This is a genomic window from Pseudomonas sp. K5002, from assembly GCF_013386655.1.
In the GTDB taxonomy this organism is placed as follows: domain Bacteria; phylum Pseudomonadota; class Gammaproteobacteria; order Pseudomonadales; family Pseudomonadaceae; genus Aquipseudomonas.
Window position 1 is genome coordinate 1 of the sequence record NZ_JACARK010000876.1, and the last position, 3,734, is coordinate 3,734.

General features: G+C 62.4%; 5 protein-coding genes. All 5 read right to left on the reverse strand.

What is annotated here, in order from left to right:
- Positions 1-588, reverse strand: a 588-nt coding sequence (locus HX846_RS30350; protein WP_178966800.1) for a rod-binding protein, incomplete at its 3' end; no start/stop codon positions are given.
- A gap of 4 nt (positions 589-592) precedes the next feature.
- On the reverse strand, positions 593-1,681 hold the full coding sequence (locus tag HX846_RS30355; protein ID WP_032899355.1) for a flagellar basal body P-ring protein FlgI: 1,089 nt from the start codon (positions 1,679-1,681) through the stop codon (positions 593-595).
- A gap of 27 nt (positions 1,682-1,708) precedes the next feature.
- On the reverse strand, positions 1,709-2,404 hold the full coding sequence (flgH, locus tag HX846_RS30360; protein ID WP_003214607.1) for a flagellar basal body L-ring protein FlgH: 696 nt from the start codon (positions 2,402-2,404) through the stop codon (positions 1,709-1,711).
- A 53-nt stretch (positions 2,405-2,457) separates the two neighbouring features.
- The gene (flgG, locus tag HX846_RS30365; protein ID WP_003214609.1) at positions 2,458-3,243 is read right to left on the reverse strand and encodes a flagellar basal-body rod protein FlgG; all 786 of its coding nucleotides are present in this window, start codon (positions 3,241-3,243) and stop codon (positions 2,458-2,460) included.
- A gap of 63 nt (positions 3,244-3,306) precedes the next feature.
- On the reverse strand, positions 3,307-3,734 hold a 428-nt coding region (locus HX846_RS30370; RefSeq protein WP_306173172.1), incomplete at its 5' end, for a flagellar basal body rod C-terminal domain-containing protein.

The following is a 3,734-nucleotide window of genomic DNA, read 5'->3' on the forward strand; positions in this document are numbered from 1 at the left end:
GATGCCGGCCAGCAGGCGATCCGTCAGCTTGCTCGGCAACGAGATGCGTCGCTGGTTCATCAGCGCCATGTCGTTGGCGTGGGAGTTGGTGCCTTCAGGCACCGCCACGCGGTATGCCCACAATGGCCGCTGACCATTGCTGCGGCCCAGCGGGCCATCGGCCTTGGTACCGGCGGCAATTTCAGTCGGTACATCCACCTTCTTCGCGGGCGCAGCCGGGCCTTGCAGGGTGGCCGCCTGGGCGTCCACCGGTTTGTTCTTCTGCATCTGGCGCAGCAGCACGTCCGCCAGGCCGATACCACCGCCCTCGCGAGACAGGGAAACCGCCAACTGCTGGTCGTACATTTCCTGGTACTGCTTGGCCGCCGGGGTATTCAGCGGGTTGTCCTTGCCCAGGGCTTCGGTGGCCGAACGCATGGACTTGAGCATCTCGCCGAGAAACAGCGACTCGAATTCCTGCGCGACCTTGCGCATGTTGCCGTCGCTGTTCTTGTCGCCGACCTTCAACTGGTTAAGCCGGTTGAGGTCGGAATAGGAACCCGAATCCGCCGTGCTGGTCAGGCCGCTCTTGCGCATGTCCATGGCCATGGCGTCAGATCACGATCAGGTCGGCTTGCAAGGCGCCGGCCTGTTTCAATGCTTCGAGGATCGCCATCAAGTCGCCGGGCGCTGCGCCCACCTGGTTCACCGCACGGACAATCTCGTCCAGGGTGGTGCCGGGGCCGAACTTGAACATCGGCTTGGCTTCTTGCTGGGCATTCACCCGCGAACGGGGTACCACGGCAGTCTGGCCGTTGGACAACGGGCCAGGCTGGCTGACGATCGGGTCTTCGGTGATGGTCACGGTCAGGCTGCCGTGGGTCACGGCCGCTGGCGAAACCTTGACGTTCTGGCCGATCACGATGGTGCCGGTCCGCGAGTTGATGATGACTTTCGCCACCGCCTGGCCCGGGTCAACCTCAAGGTTTTCCAGCAGGGACAGGTAGTCCACACGCTGGCTTGGGTCCAGCGGTGCCGTCACACGAACCGAGCCGCCATCGATGGCCTGGGCCACGCCCGGGCCGAGCAGCTCATTGATCTTGTCGACCACGCGCTTGGCGGTGGTGAAGTCAGAGCGGTTGAGGTTCAGGGTCAGGCTGTTGCCCTGGTTGAAGCCGCTGGGCACGGTGCGCTCCACCGAGGCACCACCGGGAATCCGCCCGGCCGACGGCACGTTGACGGTGATCTTCGAACCGTCGCGACCTTCGGCATCAAAGCCACCCACCACCAGGTTGCCCTGGGCAATGGCGTAGACGTTGCCGTCGATACCTTTGAGCGGGGTCATCAGCAAGGTGCCGCCGCGCAGGCTTTTCGAGTTACCCATGGACGAGACGGTGATATCGACCACCTGCCCCGGCTTGGCGAACGGCGGCAAGTCAGCGCTGATGGACACCGCAGCGACGTTCTTCAACTGCACGTTGCCCGAGCCCGGCGGTACCTTGATGCCGAACTGCGAGAGCATGTTGTTGAAGGTCTGCAGGGTGAACGGGGTCTGGGTGGTCTGGTCACCCGTGCCGTTAAGCCCCACCACCAGGCCGTAGCCGATCAGCTGGTTGGACCGCACGCCGGAAATGCTCGCGATGTCTTTCAAGCGCTCGGCCTGGGCGCCTGCGCTCAGGGCCAGCAGCAACATCGCAGCCATCAGCTGTTTGAAGTTCAAAGTGATCACCTAGAAAGGGAACAGCGGGCTAAGGAAGAAACGGTCAAACCAGCCCGGCTGACTGGCGTCAGCAAACGAACCCGTACCCGAGTAGGTGATGCGTGCATCGGCAATCCGTGTCGACGGCACGGTGTTGTCGGTGGAGATATCGTCGGCGCGAACCATGCCCGCAATGCGCACCAGTTCGTCACCGGTGTTGAGGGTCATCCACTTCTCGCCGCGTACGGCAATGATGCCGTTGGGCAGCACGTCGGCCACGGTCACGGTGATCGAGCCGGTCAGGCTGTTGCCCTGCCCTGCCGCACTCTTGCCGTTGGTGGCGCGGTCGCCGCTGTAGCCGGCGTCCAGGCTCAGGTCACCGCTGCCCAGCGGGTTGTTGGTGTTCGGTACACCGCCAAACAATGAAGTCAGGCCGATGCTGGTCTTGCTGGTCTTGCCGATCTGCGAGTTGGCGTTCTTGCTCGCCTGGGTCTTCTCGTTCAGCGTGATGGTGATGATGTCACCGACCCGGAAGGCCTTGCGGTCGCTGTACAGGTTCTGTTCGAACCCGGCCTGGTAGATCGAGCCATTGTTGGCGGCCGCCGGCAACGGCGTGCGCGGCAACACCGGCGCATAGTACGGGTCATTGGGCTTAGGCGTCGGGGCGACACAGCCCGCGAGCACAGCAATCCCACTCAATGCCAGAACAGAAACATAGCGATTCATGACCCATACCTCACGGTGTTGCAGGCGCCTTCAAGGGCGCCCCATAGACTTGATTACAGATTCTGCGTTACGAACGAAAGCATCTGGTCGGCGGTGGAAATCACCTTGGAGTTCATCTCGTAGGCGCGCTGAGTGGTGATCATGTTGACCATCTCTTCAACGGTGCTGACGTTGGATGTTTCCAGGGTGCTTTGCAGGGTGGTACCAAAGCCGTTGAGGCCCGGGGTGCCGATTTGCGGCGCGCCGCTGGACGCGGTTTCCAGGAACAGGTTATTACCAATCGCCTGCAGGCCGGCTGGGTTGATGAAGTCGGCGGTTTGCAGGTTGCCGATCACCTGGGACGCCGGGTTGCCGGCCACGGTGATCGACACGGTGCCGTCGTTGCCGACGGTGAAGGTCTGGGCGTTGTTCGGCACGACAATCGCCGGCTCCAGCGCGAAGCCATTGGCGGTCACGACTTGGCCGTTGGAGTCCAGGTGGAACGTACCGTCACGGGTGTAGGTGGTGGTGCCGTCCGGCTGCAGGATCTGGAAGAAACCCTTGCCGTTGACTGCCAGGTCCAGCGGTTGGCCGGTCTGCTGCAGGTTACCAGCGCTGAAGTTCTTCTGGGTGCCAACGATTGCCACACCGGTACCCAGTTGCAGGCCCGACGGCAATTCGCTGTCCTGGGTCGACTGGGCGCCAGGCTGCTTCTTGATCTGATAGAGCAAGTCCTGGAACTCGGCGCGGTCACGTTTGAAACCCGTGGTCGACACGTTGGCCAGGTTGTTGGAAATGGTGGTCAGGTTGGTGTCCTGGGCGGACAGGCCTGTCTTGGCAACGTATAGAGCCGGAAGCATGTTCTTCTCCTTCGTGCGCCTGTTTTATGGCGCCGCGCTACAAAAATTAGTGTGTGGCTGCTATCAGCTCATCGCCAGGACACGGGTCATGGCCTGGTCGTCTTCTTTGGCGCTGTTCATCATCTTGATGTGCAATTCGAACTGCTTGGACAGGGCCAGGACTGCCGTCATTTCTTCGACGGCGTTCACGTTGCTCGCCTGCAGGAAGCCCGACGTCAGCTTGACGTTGGCATCGGCCTGGGCCGGCTGGCCATCCTTGGTGTGGATGGTGCCGTCGAGGCCCTTGGTCATGTTCTTGAGGTCGGGCTGCACCAGCTTGATCCGGTCCACTTCAGCCATCACCCGCGGGCCTTCGCCCATGGCGCGGATGCTGATGGTGCCGTCCTGGCCGACTTCGATCTGCTGCTGGGGCGGCACGGCAATCGGGCCGCCGTTGCCCATGATCGGCATACCGTTGCCGGCCCGCAGCACGCCCAGCGCATCGACGTTCA

What these genes read in the sequence shown, in the direction of transcription:
- flgG (WP_003214609.1), bottom strand. Translation starts at nt 3,243, where the DNA reads ATGCTTCCGGCTCTATACGTTGCCAAGACAGGCCTGTCCGCCCAGGAC.
- HX846_RS30355 (WP_032899355.1), bottom strand. Translation starts at nt 1,681, where the DNA reads ATGGCTGCGATGTTGCTGCTGGCCCTGAGCGCAGGCGCCCAGGCCGAG.
- flgH (WP_003214607.1), bottom strand. Translation starts at nt 2,404, where the DNA reads ATGAATCGCTATGTTTCTGTTCTGGCATTGAGTGGGATTGCTGTGCTC.